Origin of the sequence: Humitalea rosea, from assembly GCF_003253705.1 — a bacterium.
Lineage (GTDB): Bacteria > Pseudomonadota > Alphaproteobacteria > Acetobacterales > Acetobacteraceae > Humitalea > Humitalea rosea.
Genome location: NZ_QKYU01000006.1, coordinates 57,786 through 80,649 on the forward strand (window position 1 = coordinate 57,786; position 22,864 = coordinate 80,649).

22 protein-coding genes and 1 tRNA gene are annotated in these 22,864 nt (G+C 69.0%); 14 read left to right on the forward strand and 9 right to left on the reverse strand.

Going from position 1 to position 22,864, the window contains the following annotated elements:
* The 6 genes from topA to ruvX are packed head-to-tail and all read right to left on the reverse strand — an operon-like array spanning window position 1 to window position 7,205.
* The gene (gene topA, locus C8P66_RS06570) at window positions 1-2,712 is read right to left on the reverse strand and encodes a type I DNA topoisomerase (protein ID WP_111397402.1); all 2,712 of its coding nucleotides are present in this window, start codon (window positions 2,710-2,712) and stop codon (window positions 1-3) included.
* 40 nt (window positions 2,713-2,752) lie between these two features.
* Window positions 2,753-3,856, reverse strand: a complete 1,104-nt coding sequence (gene dprA, locus C8P66_RS06575; RefSeq protein ID WP_111397404.1) for a DNA-processing protein DprA — start codon at window positions 3,854-3,856, stop codon at window positions 2,753-2,755.
* Between the two features lie 58 nt (window positions 3,857-3,914).
* Window positions 3,915-4,511, reverse strand: a complete 597-nt coding sequence (gene plsY / locus C8P66_RS06580) for a glycerol-3-phosphate 1-O-acyltransferase PlsY (protein ID WP_111397405.1) — start codon at window positions 4,509-4,511, stop codon at window positions 3,915-3,917.
* A complete protein-coding gene (locus tag C8P66_RS06585) occupies window positions 4,508-5,770 on the reverse strand; it encodes a dihydroorotase (protein ID WP_111397406.1) in 1,263 nt (420 codons plus the stop codon). Before C8P66_RS06585 ends, plsY begins: the two co-directional genes overlap by 4 nt.
* Complete coding sequence (locus tag C8P66_RS06590; protein ID WP_111397407.1) at window positions 5,770-6,708, reverse strand: aspartate carbamoyltransferase catalytic subunit; 939 nt, start codon at window positions 6,706-6,708, stop codon at window positions 5,770-5,772. Before C8P66_RS06590 ends, C8P66_RS06585 begins: the two co-directional genes overlap by 1 nt.
* Complete coding sequence (gene ruvX, locus C8P66_RS06595) at window positions 6,708-7,205, reverse strand: Holliday junction resolvase RuvX (protein WP_111397408.1); 498 nt, start codon at window positions 7,203-7,205, stop codon at window positions 6,708-6,710. The genes C8P66_RS06590 and ruvX overlap by 1 nt, the downstream gene beginning before the upstream one ends.
* 98 nt (window positions 7,206-7,303) lie before the next feature.
* On the opposite strand from ruvX, the gene gatC reads away from it, so the two are divergent.
* From gatC to C8P66_RS06625, 6 genes are all read left to right on the forward strand, one after another.
* Window positions 7,304-7,591 (forward strand): Asp-tRNA(Asn)/Glu-tRNA(Gln) amidotransferase subunit GatC, encoded by a 288-nt coding sequence (gene gatC, locus C8P66_RS06600; RefSeq protein WP_111397409.1) that lies wholly within the window; start codon window positions 7,304-7,306, stop codon window positions 7,589-7,591.
* Window positions 7,591-9,066, forward strand: coding sequence for an Asp-tRNA(Asn)/Glu-tRNA(Gln) amidotransferase subunit GatA (gene gatA, locus C8P66_RS06605; RefSeq protein ID WP_211314052.1), 1,476 nt, complete (start codon window positions 7,591-7,593; stop codon window positions 9,064-9,066). Before gatC ends, gatA begins: the two co-directional genes overlap by 1 nt.
* Window positions 9,063-9,566 (forward strand): hypothetical protein, encoded by a 504-nt coding sequence (locus tag C8P66_RS06610; RefSeq protein WP_111397413.1) that lies wholly within the window; start codon window positions 9,063-9,065, stop codon window positions 9,564-9,566. Before gatA ends, C8P66_RS06610 begins: the two co-directional genes overlap by 4 nt.
* Window positions 9,550-11,004, forward strand: coding sequence for an Asp-tRNA(Asn)/Glu-tRNA(Gln) amidotransferase subunit GatB (gene gatB / locus C8P66_RS06615; RefSeq protein ID WP_111397416.1), 1,455 nt, complete (start codon window positions 9,550-9,552; stop codon window positions 11,002-11,004). The genes C8P66_RS06610 and gatB overlap by 17 nt, the downstream gene beginning before the upstream one ends.
* Complete coding sequence (locus C8P66_RS06620; protein WP_111397417.1) at window positions 11,001-11,630, forward strand: glutathione S-transferase family protein; 630 nt, start codon at window positions 11,001-11,003, stop codon at window positions 11,628-11,630. Before gatB ends, C8P66_RS06620 begins: the two co-directional genes overlap by 4 nt.
* A 61-nt stretch (window positions 11,631-11,691) precedes the next feature.
* A tRNA-Ser gene (locus tag C8P66_RS06625) sits at window positions 11,692-11,781 on the forward strand.
* Here C8P66_RS06625 and C8P66_RS06630 read toward each other — a convergent pair.
* From C8P66_RS06630 to C8P66_RS06640, 3 genes are read right to left on the reverse strand one after another with little or no spacing between them, the layout of a single operon-like run.
* The gene (locus tag C8P66_RS06630; protein WP_111397419.1) at window positions 11,745-12,530 is read right to left on the reverse strand and encodes a GntR family transcriptional regulator; all 786 of its coding nucleotides are present in this window, start codon (window positions 12,528-12,530) and stop codon (window positions 11,745-11,747) included. The two genes, C8P66_RS06625 and C8P66_RS06630, sit on opposite strands and share 37 nt — an antisense overlap.
* A 33-nt stretch (window positions 12,531-12,563) precedes the next feature.
* Window positions 12,564-13,148 carry a DUF4286 family protein gene (locus tag C8P66_RS06635; RefSeq protein WP_111397421.1) on the reverse strand — a complete coding sequence of 195 codons (585 nt, stop codon included), beginning with the start codon at window positions 13,146-13,148 and terminating at the stop codon, window positions 12,564-12,566.
* Window positions 13,145-13,936 (reverse strand): alpha/beta fold hydrolase, encoded by a 792-nt coding sequence (locus C8P66_RS06640; RefSeq protein WP_158537122.1) that lies wholly within the window; start codon window positions 13,934-13,936, stop codon window positions 13,145-13,147. Before C8P66_RS06640 ends, C8P66_RS06635 begins: the two co-directional genes overlap by 4 nt.
* Before the next feature lie 258 nt (window positions 13,937-14,194).
* Between C8P66_RS06640 and C8P66_RS06645 the strand changes: the two genes are divergently transcribed.
* From C8P66_RS06645 to C8P66_RS06680, 8 genes are all read left to right on the forward strand, one after another.
* Window positions 14,195-15,217, forward strand: coding sequence for an amidohydrolase family protein (locus C8P66_RS06645; protein WP_245903276.1), 1,023 nt, complete (start codon window positions 14,195-14,197; stop codon window positions 15,215-15,217).
* Window positions 15,218-15,238: 21 nt separating this feature from the next.
* A complete protein-coding gene (locus C8P66_RS06650) occupies window positions 15,239-15,787 on the forward strand; it encodes a carboxymuconolactone decarboxylase family protein (RefSeq protein WP_111397425.1) in 549 nt (182 codons plus the stop codon).
* A 153-nt stretch (window positions 15,788-15,940) separates the two neighbouring features.
* On the forward strand, window positions 15,941-16,813 hold the full coding sequence (locus C8P66_RS06655) for an alpha/beta fold hydrolase (RefSeq protein WP_111397426.1): 873 nt from the start codon (window positions 15,941-15,943) through the stop codon (window positions 16,811-16,813).
* Window positions 16,814-16,842: 29 nt separating this feature from the next.
* Window positions 16,843-18,021: a CoA transferase gene (locus C8P66_RS06660; protein WP_111397428.1), complete on the forward strand. Its 1,179-nt coding sequence runs from the start codon at window positions 16,843-16,845 to the stop codon at window positions 18,019-18,021.
* Between the two features lie 17 nt (window positions 18,022-18,038).
* Window positions 18,039-19,259: a CaiB/BaiF CoA transferase family protein gene (locus tag C8P66_RS06665; RefSeq protein WP_111397430.1), complete on the forward strand. Its 1,221-nt coding sequence runs from the start codon at window positions 18,039-18,041 to the stop codon at window positions 19,257-19,259.
* 143 nt (window positions 19,260-19,402) lie between these two features.
* Window positions 19,403-20,362, forward strand: coding sequence for a branched-chain amino acid ABC transporter permease (locus C8P66_RS06670; protein ID WP_111397431.1), 960 nt, complete (start codon window positions 19,403-19,405; stop codon window positions 20,360-20,362).
* Window positions 20,359-22,140: a branched-chain amino acid ABC transporter ATP-binding protein/permease gene (locus tag C8P66_RS06675; protein WP_211314053.1), complete on the forward strand. Its 1,782-nt coding sequence runs from the start codon at window positions 20,359-20,361 to the stop codon at window positions 22,138-22,140. Before C8P66_RS06670 ends, C8P66_RS06675 begins: the two co-directional genes overlap by 4 nt.
* Complete coding sequence (locus C8P66_RS06680) at window positions 22,128-22,844, forward strand: ABC transporter ATP-binding protein (protein ID WP_111397435.1); 717 nt, start codon at window positions 22,128-22,130, stop codon at window positions 22,842-22,844. Before C8P66_RS06675 ends, C8P66_RS06680 begins: the two co-directional genes overlap by 13 nt.
* The last annotated feature ends 20 nt before the right edge of the window (window positions 22,845-22,864 follow it).

Sequence of the window (22,864 nt, forward strand, 5' to 3'; positions counted from 1 at the left end):
TCAGACCACCTTGCCGTCGGGTGCCGTGGCCTTCTTCGCGGCGGGCTTTTTCGCCGCCGGCTTCTTCGCGGCAGGCTTCTTGGCTGCCGGCTTTTTGGTGGCGGGGGCCTTCACCGCCGCCGCCTTGGCGGGCTTCGGCGCGGCGGCGGCCTTGGGTGCCGCCTTCTTCGCCGGGGCCTTCTTGCCCTTGGCGCCCTTCTTCGGCGCCAGGACCTTGCCCTTCTCGGCCAGCAGGGTCACCGCCTCATCGAGGGTGATGCTTTCCATCTCCACCCCGCGCGGCAGGTTGGCGACGGTGCTGCCATGCTGGGCATAGGGGCCGAACCGGCCCTTCCGCACGTCGACGCTGACGCCATCCTTGGGATGCAGCCCGAGCGGACGGATCTTGGCCCGCCCCTTGGCCAGCAATTCCATGGCGCGGTTCATGCCGAGGGCCAGGATGTCATCCCCCGCCTCCAACGACTGGAAGATGCTGCCGGCGCGGATATAGGGGCCGAAGCGCCCGATCCCGCCGGAGATCTCCTCCTTGGTCTCGGGATCGACCCCGATGATGCGGGGCAGCGACAGCAGCGCCAAGGCGCGGTCCAGATCCAGCGTATCCGGGTCCATGCCCTTGCTGAGGCTGGAGCGGCGCGGCTTGACCGGCTTGCCCTTGTCGTCGGTGCCGGCCTCGCCAAGCTGTACGTACAGCCCATAGGGCCCGCGCCGCAGCGTCACCTCCTGGCCCGAGACCGGATCGCTGCCCAGGACCTTGAAGCCGCCGGACTGATCCTCGCCCTCCGCCCCCGGCACCGCGAGCGGGCGGGTGTAGCGGCATTCGGGGTAGTTCGAGCAGCCGATGAAGGCGCCTGTCCGCCCGAGCCGCAGCCCGAGCCTGCCGGCCGAGCAGGAGGGGCAGACCCGGGGATCGGTGCCATCGGCCCGCACGGGGAAGAAATGGGGCCCCAGCTCCTCATCCAGCACGTCGATGACGTCGCTGATCTTGAGGTCCTTGGTCTGATCGACCGCGGCCGAGAACTCTTCCCAGAAGGCGCGCATCACCGCGCGCCAATCGGCCCGGCCGTCGCTGATGGTGTCGAGCTGTTCCTCCAGCGCGGCCGTGAAGCCGGTGTCCACATAGCGTTCGAAGAAGGAGACGAGGAAGGCCGTCACCAGCCGGCCCCGGTCCTGCGGCACGAAGCGCTTGGCATCCAGCGTCACATACTCGCGGTCCTGCAGCACCTGGAGGATGGAGGCGTAGGTGGAGGGGCGACCGATGCCCAGCTCCTCCATCTTCTTGACCAGCGAGGCCTCGGAAAACCGCGGCGGCGGCTGGGTGAAATGCTGGTCGGCGGCAGCGCCGGTGCGGCGGAGCGCATCCTTGGCGTTCATCGGCGGCAGGGTGCGGTGCTCGTCATCCGCTGGCCTGTCGCTGTCGTCGGTGTCCTCGCGGTACAGCTTGAGGAAGCCGTCGAAGGCGATGACGCTGCCGGTGGCGCGCAGCGCGGCGCTGCCGCCTGGCTCGGTGATCTCGACGGCGGTCTGGTCGATCTCGGCCGAGGCCATCTGCGAGGCGACGGCGCGCTTCCACACCAGCTCATAGAGCCGCCGCTGGTCGTCGTTCAGGTAATGCGCGACCGCTTCGGGGGTGCGCTCGACATCGGTCGGGCGGATCGCCTCATGCGCTTCCTGGGCGTTCTTGGCCTTGGCGGTGTATTCGCGCGGCTGGGCCGGCAGATAGTCAGGGCCGTAATCGCCCTTCACATGGTCGCGGATGGAGAGGATGGCCTCGCGGCCCATCTGCACGCCATCGGTTCGCATATAAGTGATGAGGCCGACGGTCTCGCCGCCGATCGCCACACCTTCATAGAGGCCCTGGGCCACCCGCATCGTCCGCTGCGCGCCGAACCCCAACTTGCGGCTGGCTTCCTGCTGGATGGTGCTGGTGGTGAAGGGGGCGGGCGGGTTCCGCCGGGTGCGCTTCTTCTCGACATTGGCGACCGAGAAGGCGCCGGCCTCGACCACCGCCTTGGCGGCAAGCGCCTTGGCCTCGTCGTTCAGGTCGAACTGGTCGAGCCGCTTGCCATCCAGATGCGTGAGCCGCGCCGAGAAGGGCGCGCCGGCCGGCGTCAGGAACTTCGCGTCCACCGTCCAGTATTCGCGGGGCTTGAAGACTTCGATCTCGGCTTCGCGCTCGCAGATCAGGCGGAGTGCGACCGATTGCACGCGTCCGGCGCTGCGGCTTCCCGGCAGCTTGCGCCAGAGCACGGGGGAGAGGGTGAAGCCGACCAGATAGTCGAGCGCCCGGCGCGCCAGATAGGCGTCGATCAGCGGGGTATCGAGCTGGCGAGGGTTGGCGACGGCGTGCTGGACGGCGCGCTTGGTGATCTCGTTGAAGGTGATGCGATGGACCGTGAGGCCCTTCAGCGCCCCCTTCCGGGCCAGCATGTCCTTGACGTGCCAGGAAATCGCCTCGCCTTCGCGATCCGGATCGGTTGCGAGATACAGTGTGTCGGCGCCCTTGAGCGCCAAGGCGATCGCCTTGACCTGCTTCTCGCCGCGCTCATCCGCCTCCCAGTCCATGGCGAAATCCTGGTCCGGGCGGACGCTGCCATCCTTGGACGGCAGATCGCGGACGTGGCCGAAGGAGGCCAGGACGCGGAATCCGCTCCCCAGGTATTTTTCGATCGTCTTGGCTTTGGCCGGGCTCTCGACAACGAGGACAGAGGTCATGGAAGCGGTCTGATCCTTACGGCGGCACCCCGGCACAGCGTCAACCTGGGTTTTTGCGCGATATTCGGTTGCCGGGTAGGTGTTCGATCAGGCCTTCCAGCTCCAGATCAAGCAGGACCGCCCTTGCTTCCGCGGCCGAGAGGTGGCAGCGCCGCAGCACCTCGTCAACCGGCATCGCTTCAACGCCAAGAAGCTCAAGGAGTTGTGCCCCTTGCCCGAAAGGGGCCGAAGGGGCCGGCGACACCCGTGCCATGGGCATGGGGCGGGCCGGGGCGAGCGGCAGGTCGTGCGGCGCCTCGGGCAGCAGATCGAGCACATCCTCGGCCGTCTCGGTCAGATGCGCGCCCTGTCGAATCAAATCATTGGCGCCCGCCGAGCGGGGGTCGAGCGGGCTGCCCGGGACGGCGAAAATCTCCCGACCGGCCTCCAGCCCCATGCGCGCCGTGATCAGCGTGCCGGAGTTCCGCGCCGCCTCCACCACCACCACGCCGAGGCTGAGCCCCGCGACGATCCGGTTGCGAGCGGGAAAATGGCGGGAGAGAGGGGCCATGCCGAGCGGGGCCTCGGCCACCACGGCGCCGCCTTCGGCGATGATCCGGTCCTGGAGATAGGCATTTTCCCGCGGGTAGGGGATGTCGAGTCCCCCAGGCACCACGGCGACGGTCCGCCCCGCCCCACGCAGAGCGCCGGTATGGGCCGCGGCATCGATCCCGCGTGCGAGGCCGGAGACGACCACAATGCCGGCCTTGGCCAGATCCTCGGCCAGCGCCTCGGCGATGCGGCGCCCGCCGGTCGAGGCGGCACGGGCGCCGACCAGGGCCACGGCCCGCGGGCCAAGCCGGTCGCGGGCGCCGAGCACGGCGAGCATGGCAGGCGCATTGGGCAGGCGGGCGAGCAGGGCGGGGTAGGACGGGTCGTCCACGAACAGCAGCCTGGCCCCCATCGCGGCCAGGGCCTCGATCTCCCGCAGCACGGGTCCGGCCGGGGCGGGGGCGAGACGGCGCCCGGCTTCGGCAAGGCCGGGCAGGGCGTCCAGTGCTGCGGCGGCATCGCCCCCGAAGCGCCCCATCAGGCGGCGCCAAGTCAGCGCCCCGACGCCCTCGCTGCGGGCGAGGCGGAGGCGGGGGAGGTTGGTATGGGGCATGCGGCCCCGCTACCATGCGGGGGCGTAACAGATCCTGTCTACTCAGGCGCGGCGGAAATCAGTGCCCCTCGCCGATCTTCGGCTCGGTGCCCAGCATCAGCCGCTCGATATTCTCCCGGTGCCGCGCCGCGACATAAAGCGCGATGGCCCCCACCGGCAGCACCAGCGCCTGGGCATCCAGCACCGCCGCCGCCACCGTCCCGGCCAGCATGGCCCCCAGCGCGCCGGCGGAGGAGATGCGCGTGAGCCGCGCCACCAGCAGCCAGGCGGTCGCGGCGATGGCAAAGACTGGCCAGGCCAGCGCCAGCCAGGTGCCGAGCGCCGTCGCCACCCCCTTGCCGCCGCGAAAGCCGAGCCAGGGCGGGTGGCAATGCCCGACCACCGCCCCCACCGCCGCCACGCCGCCGAATACCGGGCCCCAGAGCCAGACCACCAGCCAGACCGCGACCGCACCCTTCAACCCATCCAGCAGCAGGGTTGCCGCGGCGATGCCTTTTCGGCCCGTGCGCAGCACATTGGTCGCGCCGATATTGCCGCTGCCGATATTGCGGATATCGCCCAAGCCGGCCATCCGGGTCAGCAGCAGCCCGAAAGGGATCGAACCGAGGGCGAGGCCGATCAGCGCCGCGCCGATCGCCGGGAAGGCGGGGTTCATCCGAAGACCCTCCGCCCGGATTTGAACGTCGCGATCACGCGGCCCTCCACCGGGCGGCCGTCGAAGGGCGTGTTCTGCGCCTTGCCCGACAATTTCCCCGAGGTGATCTGCCAGGCGCTCTCCGGATCGAACAGCACCAGATCGGCGGCGGCGCCGCGCGCAAGGCCGCCCGCGGCAATCCCCAGCAGCGCCGCCGGCCGCGCCGTCAGCAGCCCCACCGCCGCCAGCAGCGACAGATCCCCCGCATGCACCCGCGCCAGGGTCACGGCCAGCAGCGTCGCGAGCCCGGTGCCACCGGCCTGGGCCTGGGCGAAGGGCAGGCGCTTGTCATCCGGGTCGCGCGGGGTGTGGTCGGAGGCGATGGCATCCAGCGTGCCATCCGCCAGCGCCGCCACCACGGCCAGCCGGTCGGAGTCCTCCCGCAGGGGCGGGGTCAGCTTGGCATAGGTGCGGTAGTCGCCGATCGCGGTCTCGTTCAGGTCGAAATAGGGCGGGGCGGTATCGGCGGTGACGGCCAGTCCCGCATCCTTGGCGGCGCGGATGAGCCCCAGGGCGGCGGCGGTCGAGATGTTGGAGAAGTGGACATGCCCGCCGGTCAGCCGGGCCAGAGCGATGTCGCGGGCGACCTGGATCGCCTCGGCGGCGGCCGGAATGCCGGGCAGGCCCATGCGGGAGGCACGCTCGCCCTCGGTTGCGGCCCCGCCGGCGGCCAGCGAAGGGTCCTCCGGATGCTGGGCCACGAAGCAGCCGAAGGCGCGGGCGTAGGAGAGGGCCAGGCGCATGGTCCGCGCCTCGGCGATGGTCTGCGTGCCGTCGGAGAAGGCCACGGCCCCGGCCTCCCGCAGCAGCCCGTATTCGGCGATCTCGCGCGGCCCCCGGGTGGCGGCGGCATAGGGCAGGATGGTCAGGCTGCGGGTCGCCTCGCCGCGGCGGATCATGAATTCGATCAGCGCGGGGTCGTGCAGCGGGTGCTCGGGCAGCGCGCAAAGGGTGGTGATGCCCCCCGCCGCGGCCGCCTGGGCGGCGCTGGAGATGGTCTCGCAATGCTCGGCGCCGGGCTCGCCCAGGCTCGCGCGCATGTCCACCAGCCCGGGTGCGAGGCAGGCACCGAGGGCGGCCAGCACCGTGACCCCCTCCGGCCGGCCGAGGTTGGTGCCGTGGTCGAGGATCCGCCCGTCGCGCACCAGCAGGTCGCCGCGCGCATCCAGCCCGGTGGCAGGGTCGAGCAGCCGGGCGTCGGTGATGAGGAGGTCGGTCATCAGTGATTCCGGGGCAGGCGGCGGGCCAGCACGTCGAGCACCGCCATGCGGCAGGCGACGCCCATCTCCACCTGCTCGCCGATCACGCTGCGGATCGGATCGTCGGCGATGGCGCTGTCGATCTCCACGCCACGGTTCATCGGGCCCGGGTGCATGACGATGGCATCCGGGGCGGCATGGGCCAGTTTCGCCGCATCCAGCCCGTAGAAGCGGAAGAATTCGCGCGCCGAGGGCACCTGGCCGCCCGACATGCGTTCCCGCTGCAGGCGCAGCATCATCACGACATCCGCCCCGGCCAGCCCCGCGCGCATGTCGTGGAACACCTCGACCCCCAGGCGGGCGGCCTCGGCCGGGATCAACGTGGGCGGGCCGATGATGCGGACCTTGGCGTTCAGCGCCAGCAGCAGATGGATGTTGCTGCGCGCGACCCGGCTGTGCAGCACATCGCCGCAGATGGCGACGGTCAGCCCCTCGATCCGGCCCTTCCGGCGGCGGATGGTCAGCGCGTCCAGCAGCGCCTGGGTCGGGTGTTCATGGGTGCCGTCGCCGGCATTGATGACGGCCGCCGACACCTTCTGCGCCAGCAGGGCGGGCGCGCCGGACTGGGCGTGGCGGATGACCAGCAGGTCGGTGTTCATGGCGTTCAGCGTGCTGGCGGTGTCCAGCAGGGTCTCGCCCTTGTTCACGCTGCTGGTCGAGACCGCCATGTTGATCACATCCGCCCCCAGCCGCTTGCCGGCCAGTTCGAAGGAGGTCCGGGTCCGGGTGCTGTCCTCGAAGAACAGATTGATCAGGGTGCGGCCCTTGAGCAGGTCGCGCTGGGTTTTCCCGCTGCGGTTCAGCAGCACATAGGACTCGGCCAGATCCAGCAGGTCCACGATATAGGGCTGTTCCAGCCCCTCGATCGCCAGCAGATGCTTATGAGGATAGGCGAGCATCACGACTCCGAAGCAGGCGGCGGCAGGGTAGCGGCGGGCCGGGATGCATCCAAGGCCGACTGCAACATATAGGCGGCGGCGGCGCCATCGACGGCGCGGGCGCGCTTGGCGCGGGTCAGGTCGCCCTCCGAGATCAGCATCCGGTTCACCGCGGCCGAGGACAGGCGCTCATCCCAGGTCGCGACCGGCAGGCCGACCGCCTCGGCGATGGCGCGCGCCCAATCCTTGGCGGCCTGGGCGGCGGGGCCGAACCGGCCGTCCATTTCCAAGGGCAGGCCGACCACCAGCCCTCCGGCCCCGGTTTTTTTCACCAGCGCCGCCAGTTCCTTGGCATTGGCCGCCAGCTTGCCGCGCAGGATGGTGCCGGCGGGGGTGGCGAGCATCAGCCCGATATCGCTGACCGCGAGGCCGATCCGCACCGATCCAGGATCGATCCCGATCAGGCAGGCGTGCCGCGTCAGCCTGGCACGCAATTCGGGGAGGGGGAGGAGGGCCATGCGCGGGGGTGTGGGGCAGCGCCGCCGCGCACGCAAGTTGTGGGGAGGGGTAGCCGCTGGTAGGGATCAGGCCGCAGCCACAGGATTTTTCCCACCCCATGTCGCTTGATGCCGCCACCATCCGCCGCGTTGCCAATCTGGCCCGCCTTCGCGTCGAGGACGACGAGGTTCCGCGCCTGCAAGCCGAGCTGAACGGCATCCTGGGCTGGATCGAGCAATTGCAGGCCGTGGACACGACCGGGGTCGAGGCCATGTCCGGCGGCGGCGACGCCATCCTGCCGCTGCGCCCCGATGTGGTGACCGATGGCGGCCAGGCCGAGGCGGTGCTCGCCAATGCCCCGGACCGCGCGGGTGTGTTTTTCGCCGTGCCGAAGGTTGTCGAGTGATGGAAGCCACGCATTTTTCCCTCGCCGGCGCGCTGAGCGCGCTGGAGGAAGGCCTGATTTCGGCCGTTGAGCTGACAGAAGCGCATCTGAAGGCGATCGAGGCGGTGAACCCGCAGATCAACGCCTTCATCACCGTGACCGCCGAGGCAGCGCTGGCCGCCGCCCGTGCCGCCGATGACCGGCGCGCGCAGGGGGAGGCCGGGCCGCTGAACGGTATTCCCTTGGCGATCAAGGATCTGTTCTGCACGCAAGGTGTGCGGACCACGGCCGGCAGCCGCATCCTCGGCGATTTCGTGCCGCCCTATGAGAGCACGGTCACCAAGAACCTGCTGCGCGACGGCGCGGTGTTCCTGGGCAAGGCCAATCTCGACGAATTCGCCATGGGCTCGTCCAACGAGACCTCGGCCTTCGGCGGCGTGCAGAACCCCTGGCGCCGGCGCGACAACCAGGGCGTCGCTTTGGTGCCGGGCGGCTCCTCGGGCGGGTCGGCGGCGGCGGTGGCCGCGCGGCTGGCGCTGGGCGCGACCGCGACCGATACCGGCGGCTCGATCCGCCAGCCCGCGGCCTTCTGCGGGATCGTCGGGATCAAGCCGACCTATGGGCGCTGCTCGCGCTGGGGGATCGTGGCCTTCGCCTCCTCCCTGGATCAGGCGGGGCCGATCGCCCGCACGGTCGAGGACAGCGCCATCCTGCTGCGCAGCATGGCCGGGCACGACCCCAAGGACAGCACCAGCGCCGAGCGCGAGGTGCCTGACTTCGCGGCCGCCTGCCACCGCTCGGTAAAAGGGCTGCGGATCGGCGTGCCGGCGGAATACCGGCTGGATGCGATGCCGGCCGAGATCCAGGCGCTCTGGGACCAGGGCATCGCCTGGCTGAAGGCGGAGGGCGCGCGGATCGTGCCGATCTCGCTGCCGCACACCAAATACGCGCTGCCGACCTATTACATCGTGGCGCCGGCCGAGGCCTCCTCCAACCTCGCGCGCTACGACGGTGTCCGCTTCGGCATGCGGGTGCCGGGCGAGGATTTGAAGGATCTGTACGAGCGCACCCGCGCCGCCGGTTTTGGCGCCGAGGTAAAGCGGCGCATCATGATCGGCACCTACGTGCTCTCCGCCGGGTATTACGACGCTTATTACGTGAAGGCGCAGCAGGTCCGCGCGCTGATCCGCCGCGATTTCGAAACGGCCTTTGCCGATTGCGACGCGATCCTCACGCCTTCCACGCCTTCGGCCGCTTTCGCCAGCGGCGACAAACAGGATGACCCCATCGCGATGTATTTGAACGACGTATTCACCGTGACCGCCAACCTCTCCGGCCTGCCGGCGATGAGCATCCCCGCGGGGCTCGACGCCCAGGGGCTGCCGCTTGGCCTGCAGGTGATCGGACGAGGGTTCGACGAGGAAACCGTCTTCACCGTCGGCGCCGCGATCGAGCGCGCCGCCGGCTTCTCGGCCCTGCCGCAGGTGATGGCATGAGCGTCGATGTCTCGGGCAAGAGCCTGCCCGACCTGCGCCGCATCGTTGCCAACCACCGCGCCCAGGACCGCACCGACATGCCCCTGTGCCGTGCCGCGAGCGACGAGATCGAGCGCCGCCGCGGCGGGCCGCTGAATATGTGGACCACGCTGGCCGCCATTCGCGCGGCGGCGGAGAAGCGCCACTTCATGACCACCCTCGACGTCGCCAAGGCGAATGGCTCGACGCTGTCGCAGTCCCGCGTCCGCATGGCGCCGCATCTGCACGAGCTGATGGATTACGCGATCGACCGCGCCTGGCCGATGGTGACGGCCGTGGTCGTCGATGCCGCCGGCGTGGCCGAGGGCAGGATGACGGAAGAGGCGCTGAAGGGCTTTGCCAAATCCGCGGAGCTGCGGGACAAATTCCCCGGTGGCGACGAGGCCGAATTCCTGCAGGGCGAGCAGGAGCGGGTCTTCGTCTGGGCCGACAAGGAGCGTGGTCGTGACTTACGTGCTTGATGGGGCGACCGGCCCCTGGGAAGTCGTCATCGGGCTGGAAGTCCATGCCCAGGTGACCAGCGAGTCCAAGCTGTTTTCCGGCGCCGCCACCGCATTCGGTGCCGAGCCCAACAGCCAGGTCTCCTTCGTCGATGCCGGCTTCCCCGGCATGTTGCCGGTCATCAATGCCGAATGCGTGGCCCAGGCGGTCCGCACCGGCGCCGGGCTGAAGGCCGAGATCAATTTGTGGTCGCGCTTCGACCGCAAGAACTACTTCTACGCCGATCTGCCGCAGGGCTATCAGATCAGCCAGTTCGAATTCCCGATCGTCGGCAAGGGCGTGCTGGAGATCGAGCTGGCCGATGGCACGCGCAAGGACATCGGCATCACCCGCCTGCATCTGGAGCAGGATGCGGGCAAGTCGCTGCATGACCAGCATGCGACGAAATCCTACATCGACCTGAACCGGTCGGGCGTGGCGCTGATGGAAATCGTGTCGGAACCCGACATGCGTTCCCCGGAAGAAGCCGGCGCCTACCTCACCAAACTGCGCCAGATCCTGCGCTACCTCGGCACCTGCGATGGGAACATGGAGCAGGGCTCCCTGCGCGCCGATGTGAATGTCTCGGTCCGCAAATCCGGCGAGGAATTTCGCACGCGCTGCGAGGTGAAGAACGTCAACTCCATCCGCTACGTCATGCAGGCGGTCGAGGCCGAGGCGAAGCGCCAGATCGAGGTCTGGGAAGCGGGTGAGAAGGTCACTCAGGAAACCCGCCTGTTCGACACCACGCGGGGCATGACGCGGTCGATGCGCTCCAAGGAAGACGCGCATGACTACCGCTACTTCCCCGATCCCGACCTCCCCCCGCTGGTGTTGGACGAGGGCTGGGTCGAGGAGCTGCGCGCCGCCCTGCCGGAGCTGCCGGATGCGCGCCGTGCCCGCTATGTGCAGGATTTCGGCCTCTCGCCCTATGACGCGCATGTGCTGGTGCTGGAGAAGGAAACCGCCGCCTTCTACGAGGAGGTCGCGCAGGGCCGCGATCCGAAGCAGGCGGCGAACTGGGTGATGGGCGATTTCTTCGCCGCGCTGAACCGCACCGGCAAGGCCATCACCGAGTCGCCCGTCTCCGCGAAGAACCTCGGCGCGCTGCTGGACCTGATCGCGGACAGCACCTTGTCGGGGAAACTCGCCAAGGAGGTGTTCGAGGCGATGGTCGAGACCGGCGAGACGCCCGGCGCCATCGTCGAGGCGCGCGGCTTGCGCCAGGTCACCGATACCGGGGCGATCGAGGCCGCGGTCGATGCCATGCTCGCCGCCAACGCCGACAAGGTCGCGCAGTACCACGCAGGGAAGGCGACCCTGTTCGGCTTCTTCGTTGGGCAGACCATGAAATCCATGCAGGGCCGCGGGAATCCCGCCCTGGTCAACGACGTTCTGAAAAGGAAGCTCGGCGCATGATCACCCTTCACGCCTTTGGGACCCCGAACGGCCGCAAGATCACTGTCGCGCTGGAGGAGATGGGGCTGCCCTATAAGGTGCAGGTCATCAATATCACCAAGGATGAGCAGTTCGCCCCCGCTTTCCTCGCGATCAGCCCGAACAACCGCATCCCCGCCATCACCGATGACGAAGGCCCGGATGGGCTGCCGATCAGCGTGTTCGAGAGCGGCGCGATCCTGCTGTATCTGGCCGAAAAGACCGGCCGCTTCGGCGGCGCCAATGCGCGGGAAAAAATCGCCGTATGGGAATGGCTGATGTGGCAGATGGGCGGCTTCGGCCCGATGCCGGGGCAGATGCATCACTTCCTGATGCAGCCCGATGGCCCGGCGAAGGACTACGGCGTCGCCCGCTATGGCAAGGAGACCCGGCGCCTCTACGGCGTGCTGGACAAGCGCCTGAAGGGCCGTGACTGGGTTGCGACCGATGGGGAGCCCTCGATCGCCGATTTCGCCATCCTCGGCTGGGCCTGGCGTCATGCGCGGCACCTCGTGGACCTGGCCGATTTCCCCGAAGTGAAGCGCTGGTACGCCGCCCTGACCGCGCGGCCGGGCGTCGCCAAGGGGCTGGAGGTCCCGCTCTCCTAAGGCCGTTTGACCGGCGCCGCAGGGGAAGCTACATCCCGCACCGCATATGTCGTGTCCCTATGGAGGGGTGGCCGAGTGGCTGAAGGCGGCAGTTTGCTAAACTGTTGTAGGGGGTCAACCCCTACCGTGGGTTCGAATCCCATCCCCTCCTTGGGTCTTCCCAAGGATTTCAATCGGTTGAAGTGAGGCTGCGGCCTCCGCGCCGCCCAGCATCACCTCCAGCGCCCGCAACGCGCCCATCACATTGGCCTTCACCAGTGCCGCGGCCAGTTCCGAGTCATGGTCCTCCAGGGCACTGACCAGCCGCGAATGATCGGCGATGGAGCGCTGCAACCGCTCCGGGTTGGACAAGGTGCGCCGGCGGAAGCGCAGGCTGCGCAAGACCAGCGAGTCGAGCGAGCGTTGCAGGGTGCGGTTGTGCGACAGCTCGGCGAACCGTTCGTGGAACCGGACATTCCCCCAGTAATAGCCATCGCTGTCACCGGTGCGCGCGGCCTCCTGCATGCCGGTGACGATGGCGCGCAGCTCCGCGAGTTCCCCGGCCGTGGCATGGCGAGCGGCCTCGGTCGCGGCCAGGCCCAGCATGGCGGCGCGGACACGATAGATTTCCCCGACCTCCTTCAGCCCGTGGTCGGCGACGCGCGGGCGGCGGCGGGGCGGGATTTCCACCAGCCCCTCCTTCTCCAGGATCACCAGCGCCTCGCGCGTGGGGGTGCGGCTGGTGCGGAACCGGCGCGCCAGCTCGACCGAGTTGAGGTCGCTGCCCGGTGGCTGCAGCCCGTCCAGGATCTCGGCGCCGATGGTGCAGGCGATCTCGACCACCAGGGAGGGGCGCCCATCCTCCTTGGCCAGCACGCGCCCGATGACGGCGCGGAAGCGTTCGAGATTGGTCAGGGCCAAGTGCCACTCCTTCCGATCGGCCGGCGGCCCGCGTCAGAAGGGCGTGTAGCCATTCACCAGATCGAGCGCATCCGCGGCGGCCCCGAAGACGGCAGGATCGAAGGCGTCCGGCAGCAGCGCTTGGGCCTCGACCACGCCGAACACATCGGTGCCCCGCGTCCCCGCCCCGGCGAAGACGCGGATCTGGCTGACCCCGGCGCGGCCTTCATAAGTCTGGCGCATCCCCTGCACAGCCGCCGCTACCCCATCGGGCGTCAGGTCGCGGAAGCGCAGCACCCCGATCCGGGCTGCCCGGCCGGTCACGCGGTCGCCCGGATAGATTTGCTCGCCGGTGAAGCGCTGCACCCGTGCCCGGGCGGTGACGCGTTTGGTCCAGGGGCTCGATCGGTCAAGCGCGACACGGAGGTAGTCGGGAGAGTCCATCACCGCGAGGGCGGCGAGATCGTAGATCGCCAGATACCGCGGCGCGCCCGCGAGGGCCATGTAGCGCAGGCCGGTCTCGAAGCCGGGCACCGCCAGACGCTCCGGGATGTGTTCGGTGTCGTACCAGGCGTTGAACTCCTCCTCGAAGGCCGGGGGCGGGTTCATCAGCACCAGCAGGATGCCTTTGTTCGTCATGGGTCCGACCTTTCCGGAAGCGTGGCCAGGAAGTCCATCACCCGGCGTGCGAAGGCGTCCGGTCGCTGGTAGGGCAGGAAATGCGCGCCCGCCTCATCCACCTCCAGCCGCGCACCGGGGGGCAGGAGGTCGCGCACCGCCTCGGCCTGGAGCAGCGGCAACAGCAGATCATGCCGCCCCGCCAGCAGCAGCACCGGGCAGCGCACCAGGGGCAGGTCGGCGCTTGCATCGGCGGTGGCGAAGCCGGTGACCGCATCGGCGTAGGCGCCGGCATCCTGTGTCGCGAAGGCCGCAAGGTAGTGCGCGTAACGGGCATCGCGCGGCTGCGCCTCGAAGGGGCGCTCGACGGCGCCGGGCAGGATCGCGCCCATGCCGCCCGCGCGCACGGCATCGGCCCGGGCCAGGAGCATGGCGCGCGAACTCTCCGCCGAGCGCGGCGTGGGGTTCGACAGCACCAGCCCGGCGACGCGGCTCGGGTAGCGCGCGGCATAGGCCGCCGCGACCATCGAGCCGACGGCACAGCCGATGGGGATCAGGCGCGCGAGGCCCAGTGATGCGCGGAGTGCCTCCAGATCCTCGACATGGCGATCCAGGCCGGGGGGAGCGCCGTCGCCAGGGGAGCGCCCCGCCGAGCGCAGATCGACCGCGAGGCACCCCACATGCGGCGTCCAGCCGGGCAGGCAGGCGTCCCAGAAGTCATGGGCGGCGCCGAGCGGGTGGATCAGCAGCAGCACCGGGCCGTGGCTGGACGGATGCCGATGTATCTGGTGATGCAGCAGCGCCGTCATGCCGCGCCCTGACGGTAAGCTGGCGAGCTGTGCCGCACGTCCCATTCCTCCCGATTATGTCGACACTCAGAAAATTCACTCCTGGCGTCAAGCCGCGCGCGGCCATTCGGCAAGCATCACAAAGTATTCCAGAGAGGTCGACACCCGCCGGAAACGTCCATAGGCTTTTGGGTGTCGACACAAGGCATGGATCGGCGCTGCCCGGCGCCGGTCCCAATCAAGCGGAGCAAACCCCTGAGCGAGGCCCCCCCTGCCGCGGTGCGGCACCCCACCATTCGCCCCGACTGGCTGGCCCGCAATGCGGAGCCGGCGCTGGAGCCGGGCCTGCCGATCGTGGATGCGCACCACCATTTGTGGGAATTGCGCGACGGCGCGCCCTATCTGCTGGAAGACTTCCTGGCCGATGCCGGCGGGGGCCATGACGTGCGGGCGAGCGTCTTCATCGAATGCCGCGCCGCCTACCGTACCGATGGCGACCCCGCCTTCCAGCCGGTCGGGGAGGTGGATTTCGTCGCCGCTGCCGCCACCCGCGCCGCGGCACGCGCCAGCGGGCCGCGCGTCGCCGATGGCATCGTCGGCTTTGTGGACCTCAGGCTCGGCGCGGCCGCCCGCCCGGTGCTGGAGGCGGAGATCGCCGCCGGGCAGGGGCGCTTTCGCGGGGTGCGGCAGATCTCCGCCTGGCATCCCGACCCGGCGGCCCGGGGCTCCATCGCCATGCCGCCGCCGGGGCTGCTGCTCGATCCGGAGTTCCGGCAGGGCTTTGCCTGTCTTGGCCCGCTCGGGCTCAGCTTCGATGCCTGGATGTACCACACGCAGCTCGCCGAGTTGCGTGACCTGGCCGACGCTTTTCCCGATACGCCCATCGTGCTGAACCATGTCGGCGGTGCCATCGGCATCGGCCCGTATGAGCATCGCCGCGAGCATGTCGCCACTGTCTGGGGCGCCGCGCTCCGCGAACTGGCGCAGTGCCCGAACCTGCATCTCAAGGTCGGTGGCCTGGGCATGCGGCTGTTCGGCTTTGGCTTCCATGAAGGCGAGGAACCGCCGAGCTCGCTGCAGCTTGCGGAGGCGTGGCGCCCTTACGTCGAGACGGCGGTCGAGGCCTTCGGCCCGGCGCGTTGCATGTTCGAGAGCAACTTTCCGGTGGACAAGGCAAGCTGCGGCTACACCGCGTTGTGGAACGCCTTCAAACGGATCACCGCCGACTGGGGCCCCGCGGAGCGCGCGGCGCTTTTTCACGACACCGCCGCCCGCTTCTACCGGCTCGGCGAGCTTTCCTGACGCGACGAGGAGACAGCAGCCTTGGCCCGAGTCCCCAGCCTGACACGCGAAGATCTGCCACCCGAGCATCAGGACCTGTTGCAGCGCGACATCGCGCTGCACCGGGTGCTTGCCAATAGCCCAGGCGCCGCGCGGGCCTTCGGTGGCCTCGGCATGTTCATCCGGCATCACAGCCGCCTCGATCCACGCCTGCGGGAGCTGGCGATCCTGCAAATCGGCTGGCTGGCCCGAAGCCCCTACGAATGGTCGCACCACGTCAAGATCGGCCGTGGCTTCGGCGTCTCCGACACCGATATCGCGGCCATCGCCACCGAGACCATCGGGCAGACGAGCGGGCTGGAACCGGCCGCACGGCTGGTGCTGCGCGGCGCGCGCGAGATGTGGGAAGGCCCCGGCATGTCGGCCGCGACCTTCGATGCGCTGCGCCCGCATCTGACTGCCGAGCAACTGACGGATCTGACCGTGGTGGTCGCATTCTACTGCGGCGTGGTGCGGCTTCTGGCGACGCTCGAGATCGAAGTGGAGCCAGACTACGCACCGTATCTCGCGGCATTTCCCCTGCCGCAATAGGCGGCACGGCAACAGCACAGGCGGCGCTTGACGGGTAGAATGCATTCTGCACAATCTGCGCTCGGAGGCGCCGAGAAGCATGAAACGTGAACCCGAGATCATCGGTCACTTCGCAGCAGCAGCACTTGCCCATGCTGGAGCGAACCTTTCGGCATGACGCTGCAAACCCTCCGTCCGGGCGATGCCGTGCCCGACTCCCTGCTGCTCGCCCGCCTGTCCGGCAGCGCGCGGCGCACCACGACGCCCTGCGGCGCCGGCGCGATGGTCTGGCACATCTGGGGTGAGGGGCCGCCCCTCGTGCTGTTGCACGGCGGCGCGGGGTCCTGGCGGCATTGGGCACGCAATATCACGGCCCTGGCCCGCTACCGGACGGTGCTGGCGCCCGACCTGCCGGGCCTCGGTGAGTCAGACATGCCGCCCGAGCCCTATGGCCCCGAAAGTGTCGGCGCGATCGTCGCCGCTGGCATGCGGGAGATGCTGCCGCCGGGTGGGACATGCGACCTGATCGGCTTTTCCTTCGGCGCGCTGATCGCCGGCCATGCCGCGGCCGCGGCGCCGGAGCTTGTGCGGTCGCTGACGTTGCTTGGCGCCGGGGCGCTCGGCACGCCGCGCGGCTCGATCCGGCTCGAACGCGTGCGCGACAAGACCGGAGCGGCGCGGGAGGCTGCGAACCGTACCAATCTGGAGCGGCTGATGATCGCCGATCCCGCACGCGTCGATGCCTTGGCGCTCGAGATCCAGGACTGGAACAGCCGCCATGCGCGGCTCGCCAGCGTGCCCTTCGCCACCACGGCGCTGCTCAGCACGGCGCTGCAACGCGTACCGGCGCCGGTCACCGCGATCTGGGGCGAGTATGACGCGCCCGCCATGCCCGACCTGGCCGGCCGCGTCGCGGCGCTGCGGCGGGCGCGGCCGGATGCCGCGGTGCATGTCATTCCTGGTGCCGGCCATTGGGTCGCCTATGAGGCGCCCGAGGCCGTCCTGGCCGTGCTGACCGACGTGCTGACCGGAGGAGACGCGGCGTGAAGCCCGCGCCGAACCGGAAGGAGGATCCTATGTCCCAGCCTGCCGACCGCCCGTATGATGCGTTGCGGATCATCGACCTGACGCGCGAGCTCAGCGCCTATGCCACGCGGTTGTTCGCCGATCTGGGTGCGGAGGTGATCCGCGTGGAGCCGATCTCCGGGCGCGCGGATCGCGGCGAAGCGGCCTTGCCCGGGCTTGGCGGTGACGTCAGCTACGCCTTCTTGAACGCCAACAAGAAAAGCATCGCCCTGGATCTTGAGTCGGAGGCCGGGCGCGCTGTCCTGGTGGATCTGATCGCCAGCGCGGGCGCCGTGGTGATCGATGGCGAGGAGGCGGCTCTGCTGCCGCTCGTACTGTCGGTGCCCGGGGCGCGGGTGGTGACGCTCATCTCGCATTTCGGGCTGGACGGGCCCTATGCGGGGTATCTCGGCTCAGATCTCGTGACGCAATCCCTTGGCGGCATCACCTGGATGTCGGGCGATCCGGGATCGCCGCCGCTGCGCATCGCCGGCGGCCAGGCGGGCTTCGTCGCCTCGCTTTACGCGGCCACGGCAACCGCGCTTGCGCTTTACGACATCGAGGTGAATGGCGGCGGCGCGCATCTGATCGATGTCTCTGCGCAGGAATGCATCGCGCATTCGCTTCAGAACGCCTTGCAGGTCTGGGACCTGGAGGGCCGCATCCCGATGCGCGGCGGCGAAGGCACGCGCGACGCGACGGAACAGATCTTTGCCTGCCAGGACGGGCATGTGTTCCTCGCAAGCCCGCTCTCGATGCCGTTGTCGTGGAAGGCGCTGGTGGATTGGATGGCGGAGGAAGGCCATCCCGGCGGGCAACGCCTGGCCGAGTTGGACTGGAGCGATCGCCGCAAGCGCGCGACCCGCGCCCTGCGCGACGAGTTCCGTGCCCTGTTCGAATCCTTCGCCGCCAACAAGAGCAAGGCGGAGATGCGCAACCAGGCGCTGCGGCGGCGGATCATCATGGCCCCGGTCAGCGGGATCGCCGATCTCGCGGCCGATCCGCAGCTGGTGTTCCGGCGCTACTTCCACGACCTGCCGCATCCGGCCGCCGGCCGCGCGCTGCGCTTTCCGGGCGCGCCCTATCGCCTGTCGGAGCCCGTCTGGCGCGTGGACCGGCCGGCGCCGCTGGTGGGTGAGCAGAGCGAGGAATTGCTCGGCCGCGGCGCCCTGCATTCGATCGCGGGCTGAGCGGGAGGAGACCGAAGATGAAAGCCGATTTCCTCCGCGGCATCCGCTTCGCGGATCTCACCTGGGCCGGTGCCGGCCCGTTCTCGACCAAGATCTTCGCCGATTTCGGCGCGGAGGTCATCAAGGTCGAGAGCGCCACGCGCGTCGATCCGGTGCGGCTCGGCGGTCCGTTCCGCGATGGCATTCCTGGCGTGAACCGCAGTGGATATTTCGCGTCGCGCAACACCGGAAAGCGCAGCGTCGCGCTGAATCTTAAGGCGGCCGAGGGCCGCGCGGTGGTGCGCGACCTCATCCGAACAGCTGATGTCGTCAGCAACAATTTCGGCCCCGGGGCGATGGAGCGGCTCGGGCTCGGCTATGAGGAGGTGCGGCGGATACGGCCGGATGTGATCTACCTCTCGATGCCGATGTATGGCGAGGACGGGCCGCTGTCGAACCTGCTCGGTGTCGGCATGACGATCAGCGCGGTGACCGGGCTGATGTCGCTGACCGGCTATCATGATGGGCCGCCGCTCGGGCCTGGCACGCATTTCCCTGACCACGCCGCAAACCCGTATCACGCCGCCTTTGCGGTGCTGGCGGCGCTGCGGTATCGGCGGCGCACGGGCCGGGGCATGAAAATCGATCTCGCGCAGGTTGAATCCACCATCAACTGCGTTGGCCCCGCGGTGCTGGATCAGGCGATTACCGGGCAGGAGCCGCAGCGCGTCGGCAACCGCTCCGCCCGCCATGCGCCGCACAATGTCTTCCGCTGCAAGGGCGAAGATCGCTGGTGCGCGGTGACGGTGCTGACCGACGCGCAATGGCTGGCGCTGGCCCGGACCATCGGGGCGGAGGCGCTTGCGGCCGATCCGCAGCTTGCGACAGCGGCCGGGCGCGTGGCCCGCGCCGATGAGCTTGAGGCCGCCGTGACCCGCTGGACCCGCCTGCACGAGGCCGAGGCCGTGATGTCAGCCTTGCAGGCAGCGGGCGTACCGGCCGGTGTGGTGGCCGATCCGCGCAGCCTGATAGAGCAGGACCCGCAACTTCGCCATCGTGGGTATTGGCAACGTCTGGATCATCCCGAGTTGAAGGTGGCAACCTATACCTCGCCGCCCTTCCGGCTGGATGGGGAGCGCGTGGAACTGACCCGACCGCCACTGATCGGCGAACACACCGACGCAGTGCTGGCCGGCATCCTCGGCTACGACGCGGCGCGCATCGCCGCTTTGCGGGCATCGGGGACCATCGAGGCGTAAGACGACCCTCTCCGCGGCAGGCGGGGAGGTCAGCAAAAGAGACGCCGGCGGACACCGAACGGCGCGACGAGGAGGACCATGTTGTACAGGGACATGAGTGCCAGTACGCCCGCGCCACGCGACCCGCGTGGAGATGGCGGTCCATGAGCGACCCGCAGATCCTCGTTGAGAATATCCTCAACGCCTTGACCGCGGGCATCCTGATCGGCTGCATCTACGGGCTGATGTGCGTCGGGCTGGGGCTGATCTTCGGCGTCATGCGCGTCGTGAACTTCGCCCAAGGCGATTTCCTGATGCTCGGCATGTATGCCGCCTATTACCTGTTCACCGGGTGGGGCCTGCTGAACTTCCTCGGCCCCTATGCCGGGCCGTTGCTGGCCGCGATGCTGGCCGGGCCGATCGTCTTTGCCGGTGGGGTGCTGCTGCACCGCTTTATCATCTCGCGCGTCTCGGGGCTGCGCACGACGGCGAGCCTGGACGAGGGGCATTTCGGGCAGTTGATCGTGACGCTTGGCGTGTCGCTGATCTTGCAGAATGGCGGGTTGATCGTGTTCGGCTCGTCCCCGCGCTCGGTGCGGACACCGCTCTCCTCCTCGGCCTGGGTGATCGAGACGCCGTTCTATGATTCGCTGATCTTCCTGAACAAGGCGCGACTGCTTTCGAGCGTTGTCGCCATCGCCGTTGCCATCATCCTGTATGTGATGCTGGAACGCACGCGCCTCGGCCGTTCGCTGCGGGCAGCGGCCGACAATCCCACCGCGGCGACCTATGCGGGCGTGGACGTCGATCGCGCGCATCGCATCGCCTTCGGCCTTGGCAGCGGCATCACCGCGGTCGCGGGCGGGCTGATCGCGACCTACATCTCCTATTCACCCTTCGCCGGGCTGGACTTCGTCATCATCATGTATGCGGGCGTCGTGCTGGGCGGCATGGGCAGCATCCTGGGCGCCTTCTGGGGCGGGCTGACGGTTGGCTTCGTGCAGCAATTCTCGGGCCTGATCCTGCCGCCACAACTGCAGAACGCCGCGATCTTCGTCGTTTTCCTGCTGATCCTGGTCCTGCGGCCGCAAGGTTTCTTCGGCCGCTCGGCGGAACGCGCATGAGGCCCGGCGCGACTCCCCGCCTGCGACGGCATGGGATGATCCTGGCCGGGCTGCTGGTGGCTTATCTGGCCATCAGCGCCGTGGTGACCAACAGCTATTACCAGCTGATGCTGACACTGGTGCCGATCTGGGCGGTGCTCGGCCTGTCGTGGAATGTCTTCTCGGGCTACGTCGGCCTGACCTCCTTCGGCCATGCCGCCTTCTTCGGCCTCGGCGCCTATACCGTCGCGCTGTTGCTGACGATGCTGAACCTGACGCCATGGATCGGCATTCCGCTGGCGGCGGTGGTCGGTGCTGCGGCGGCGCTGCTGATCGGGCTGCCGACCTTCCGCCTCCGCGGGCACTACTTCGCGCTGGCGATGCTCGCCTACCCGCTGCTGATGTCCTATCTGGCGCAGTATCTGGGCTACAATGAAGTTTCGCTGCCGATGCGGCGGGACGAGCCGGTGACCTGGATGCAGTTCACCGATCCGCGTGTCTATACCGTGCTCGCGGTCGGGCTGCTGGCCCTGGCGATGGCCATCAGTATGGTGGTGGAGAATTCGCGTTTTGGCCTGTCGCTGATGGCGATCCGCCAGAACGAGCTGGCGGCCGAGGCCGCGGGGCTCAATGTCCGGCAGTGGAAGATGCGCGCGCTGATGCTCAGCGGCGGGATGGCCGGCGCCGCGGGCGGCTTCTACGCCTGTGTGCTGCTGGTGGTGACGCCGGAGGCGGTGCTGGGCATGCTGGTCTCGGCCCAGGCGCTGGTGGTGGCGCTGTTCGGCGGCGTCGGCACCTATTGGGGGCCGCTGATCGGCGCGGCGATCCTGATCCCGCTCTCCGAGACGCTGCACGCCGAGTTGGGCGAGATCATCCCCGGCATCCAGGGCGTGGTCTATGGCGCGGCGATCATCCTGATCATGCTGCTGGCGCCGGAGGGCCTCTACTGGTCCATCCGCGACCGCTGGGCGCGGCAGGCGGCCCCCCGGCCGTCACCGGTGCCGGAGGCGCCCGCACGGGTGCCTGCCGCCCCCGCGGCCAGGCCGTCGCCCCCGCCGAGCGGCAAGACGCTGCTCGAGGTGCGGGGCCTGTCCAAATCCTTCGGCGGGCTGCGGGCGGTGGATGACGTCAGCTTCTCGGTCGTACAGGGCAGCATCCTCGGCATCATCGGGCCCAATGGCGCGGGCAAGACGACCATGTTCAACGCCCTCAACGGCGTGTTGCCGGCCGATCGCGGCGAGGCGCGGATGGATGGCGAGGAGATCATCGGCCGCAAGCTGTTCGAGATCTGCCGGATGGGCGTCGGCCGCACCTTCCAGGTGGTGCGCAGCTTCCCCCGTCTGCCGCTGCTCGACAACGTGCTGGTCGGTGCCTATGGCGCCGGCCTGCCCGATGAGGAGGCGGTGACGGCGGCACGGGAGGCGATCACCCGCACCGGGCTCACGCATCTCACCGACGCGCCCGCGGGCGGGCTGACCAGCAAGGAGCTTCGCCTGATGGAGTTGGCGCGCGCCCTGGCCGGACGGCCGCGGTTGCTGTTGCTGGACGAAACCCTGGCGGGCCTCGGCCGCGACGAATGCGACGCGGTGCTGGATGTGCTGAAGGGGCTGCGCGCGGAGGGCATGACCACGATCATCATCGAGCACACGATGCACGCGATGCTGCGCATCGCCGACGAACTCCTGGTCATCGACCACGGCCGGGTACTGGCGCAGGGGCATCCGCGCGAGGTGGTGGAGGACCGAAAGGTGATCGAGGCGTATCTCGGCCGGAAGTGGCTCGCGCGATGCTCGAAGTAACCGATCTCGCCGTTTCCTATGGCGGCCTGCGGGCGTTGGCCGGCGTCTCGCTCGTGGTGGGCGCGGGGCAGTTCGTCACGGTGGTCGGTCCGAATGGCGCTGGAAAATCGACGCTGTTCAAAACCATCAGCGGCATCGTTCCGCCGACTGCGGGTAGTGTCCGCTTCGAAGGCGAGGATCTGCTGGCGATGCCGGCCTCACGCCGCGCGCATCTCGGCATCGCGCATGTCCCGGAGGGCCGTCAGGTCTTCAAGGCCATGACGGTGCGCGAGAACCTGGAAATGGGCGCCTATCCCATGGCCGGGCGCCACGCCTGGGTTCGCATGCTCGACCGCATCCACACCTTGTTCCCGATTCTCGCGGAGCGGGCCGGGCAGTTCGCCGGCACGCTGTCGGGGGGCGAACAGCAGATGCTGGCGATTGGCCGCGGCTTGGCCTGCGCGCCAAAACTGCTGATGCTTGACGAGCCTTCGATGGGGCTCGCCCCCGCCATCGCGGATCTGATCTTCGACCGGATTTCGCAGATCCACCGCGAGGATGGGCTGACCATCCTGCTGGTGGAACAGCGGGTCGCCGAGGCGTTGGAACTCTGCGACCGCGGCTATGTGCTGGAGACCGGCCGGATCGTGCTGGAAGGTCCCTACGAAATTCTTGCCGGGGATGACCGGGTGCGCCGGTCCTACCTCGGTCTGGATGATGCCTGACGACACAACGAAAATATTGG

What these genes read in the sequence shown, in the direction of transcription:
- topA (WP_111397402.1), bottom strand. Translation starts at nt 2,712, where the DNA reads ATGACCTCTGTCCTCGTTGTCGAGAGCCCGGCCAAAGCCAAGACGATC.
- dprA (WP_111397404.1), bottom strand. Translation starts at nt 3,856, where the DNA reads ATGCCCCATACCAACCTCCCCCGCCTCCGCCTCGCCCGCAGCGAGGGC.
- plsY (WP_111397405.1), bottom strand. Translation starts at nt 4,511, where the DNA reads ATGAACCCCGCCTTCCCGGCGATCGGCGCGGCGCTGATCGGCCTCGCC.
- C8P66_RS06585 (WP_111397406.1), bottom strand. Translation starts at nt 5,770, where the DNA reads ATGACCGACCTCCTCATCACCGACGCCCGGCTGCTCGACCCTGCCACC.
- C8P66_RS06590 (WP_111397407.1), bottom strand. Translation starts at nt 6,708, where the DNA reads ATGCTCGCCTATCCTCATAAGCATCTGCTGGCGATCGAGGGGCTGGAA.
- ruvX (WP_111397408.1), bottom strand. Translation starts at nt 7,205, where the DNA reads ATGGCCCTCCTCCCCCTCCCCGAATTGCGTGCCAGGCTGACGCGGCAC.
- gatC (WP_111397409.1), top strand. Translation starts at nt 7,304, where the DNA reads ATGTCGCTTGATGCCGCCACCATCCGCCGCGTTGCCAATCTGGCCCGC.
- gatA (WP_211314052.1), top strand. Translation starts at nt 7,591, where the DNA reads ATGGAAGCCACGCATTTTTCCCTCGCCGGCGCGCTGAGCGCGCTGGAG.
- C8P66_RS06610 (WP_111397413.1), top strand. Translation starts at nt 9,063, where the DNA reads ATGAGCGTCGATGTCTCGGGCAAGAGCCTGCCCGACCTGCGCCGCATC.
- C8P66_RS06620 (WP_111397417.1), top strand. Translation starts at nt 11,001, where the DNA reads ATGATCACCCTTCACGCCTTTGGGACCCCGAACGGCCGCAAGATCACT.
- C8P66_RS06635 (WP_111397421.1), bottom strand. Translation starts at nt 13,148, where the DNA reads ATGACGAACAAAGGCATCCTGCTGGTGCTGATGAACCCGCCCCCGGCC.
- C8P66_RS06640 (WP_158537122.1), bottom strand. Translation starts at nt 13,936, where the DNA reads ATGACGGCGCTGCTGCATCACCAGATACATCGGCATCCGTCCAGCCAC.
- C8P66_RS06655 (WP_111397426.1), top strand. Translation starts at nt 15,941, where the DNA reads ATGACGCTGCAAACCCTCCGTCCGGGCGATGCCGTGCCCGACTCCCTG.
- C8P66_RS06660 (WP_111397428.1), top strand. Translation starts at nt 16,843, where the DNA reads ATGTCCCAGCCTGCCGACCGCCCGTATGATGCGTTGCGGATCATCGAC.
- C8P66_RS06665 (WP_111397430.1), top strand. Translation starts at nt 18,039, where the DNA reads ATGAAAGCCGATTTCCTCCGCGGCATCCGCTTCGCGGATCTCACCTGG.
- C8P66_RS06670 (WP_111397431.1), top strand. Translation starts at nt 19,403, where the DNA reads ATGAGCGACCCGCAGATCCTCGTTGAGAATATCCTCAACGCCTTGACC.
- C8P66_RS06675 (WP_211314053.1), top strand. Translation starts at nt 20,359, where the DNA reads ATGAGGCCCGGCGCGACTCCCCGCCTGCGACGGCATGGGATGATCCTG.
- C8P66_RS06680 (WP_111397435.1), top strand. Translation starts at nt 22,128, where the DNA reads ATGCTCGAAGTAACCGATCTCGCCGTTTCCTATGGCGGCCTGCGGGCG.